1 protein-coding gene and 1 pseudogene are annotated in these 1,361 nt (G+C 77.3%); one reads left to right on the forward strand and one right to left on the reverse strand.

Features of this window, described 5'->3' with window-relative positions; translation table 11 throughout:
* Positions 1-140: 140 nt before the first annotated feature.
* Positions 141-617 carry a hypothetical protein gene (locus CCN42_RS39875; protein WP_086742013.1) on the forward strand — a complete coding sequence of 159 codons (477 nt, stop codon included), beginning with the start codon at positions 141-143 and terminating at the stop codon, positions 615-617.
* A gap of 235 nt (positions 618-852) precedes the next feature.
* Here CCN42_RS39875 and CCN42_RS39880 read toward each other — a convergent pair.
* Positions 853-1,361: pseudogene (locus tag CCN42_RS39880) on the reverse strand (SWF or SNF family helicase); the annotation flags it as partial.

Genomic DNA, 1,361 nt, shown 5'->3' on the forward strand with positions numbered 1-1,361 from the left:
GGCCGGTCGACCGGCCCGATGAGGCCCCCGCGCCGTTCGTTGCGGACTCGTGTCGCGGAATCGTGCGATCCACGACATGAGTCCGTGCCGGACCCCGCGCGGGGGTCGCCTCACGGCCGGTTCGGCGGGAGGCTGGGCGTATGGCCATGCCGCCCCCACCGCCTCAGCCGCCCGGACCACCGGCCGACGCGCCGCCCCCGGACGGCTTCGGGCCGCCTCCCGGGGACCCCGAGCCCCCGCCACGGCGGCGCACCCCGCTCCTGCTGGCCCTGGCCGCCATGGTGGCCGTCGCGATCGTCGCCGCGGTCATGCTCGTGACGTCGGAGAGCGGCGACTCGCCGGACGACCGGCCCCCAGCCCAGCCCGGCACCAGCACGAGCAGCTCCCCGGCACCGTCCTCCGGACTCCCGAGCGAGCTGCCCAGCGGTGTGCCCTCCCTGCCGTCCGGCTTCCCCAGCGAGCTGCCGAGCGGCGGCTTTCCCAGCGACCTGCCCAGTGGCTTCCCGAGCGAGCTGCCGAGCGGTTTCCCCAGCGAGCTGCCGAGCGGTTTCCCCAGCCACTTTCCCAGCGGGCTGGAATCACTGATCCCGTCCTTCGCCGAGGGGGATCTGCCCTGAGGGCCTGGTGACCGTGGGGCTCGGCCGCATGCCCGGGCGACCGGACGGCCCGGCCGGATGCGCGGGCCTCGGCCCGGCGATCACACGGCTCGGCCGCAGGCCTGCCTTCCTACGCCCGTCACCATGCTCGTCCGCCGCCACCGGACCCAGGCCCCGACGGATACCGCGGTGGGCCCAGCCCCGCTGATGGAGCCCATGCCGGCGCCCGCAGAGGCACGGCAGGCCCGCAGGCCCGTCAGCAGGCCCCGTCCTCCGGCCGGGCCTGCGCCGAGGCCAGGGCGGTCGCCGGGTCCTGCGCCGGGCCGCCGGCCGGGGTCCAGCGGCCGCGCTCCTTGCGGTACGGCCACCAGCGGCCGTCGCGGTCCAGGCGCAGCTGGCCCGGAGCGCCGACGACCGTCCAGCGGTTGCCCCGCGCCCGCAGCGGCGGCCGCTCGTCCTCGTCCCAGGCCGCTTCCAGGGCAGCACGCGCGCGTGCGAGCGCGTCACCCTCGACCGCCCACTCCTCCTCGAACACCGACAGGGCGGTCACCCCGCCCTGTTCCCAGGCCCGTACGGCGGCCGAGAGTTCCTCCCGGCCGCGCTCCGAGCCGTCGGCCAGCCGCTCCAGCACCGCCCGCCCGGGCTCTCCGGCGGCCAGCCGGACCGCGTCCTGAGCGACCGACAGCTCCGGTTCCCAGGTCGCCTCCTCGGCCCTCAGCGCGTCGGCACACCGCATGCGGTGTGCCGACGCGCTGAGGGCCGAGG

The organism is Streptomyces glaucescens, assembly GCF_002154375.1.
GTDB classification, from domain to species: Bacteria; Actinomycetota; Actinomycetes; order Streptomycetales; family Streptomycetaceae; genus Streptomyces; species Streptomyces glaucescens.

Bases quoted from the DNA above. Each gene is read 5' to 3' on its own strand.
- CCN42_RS39875 (WP_086742013.1), top strand. From the start codon at position 141: ATGGCCATGCCGCCCCCACCGCCTCAGCCGCCCGGACCACCGGCCGAC.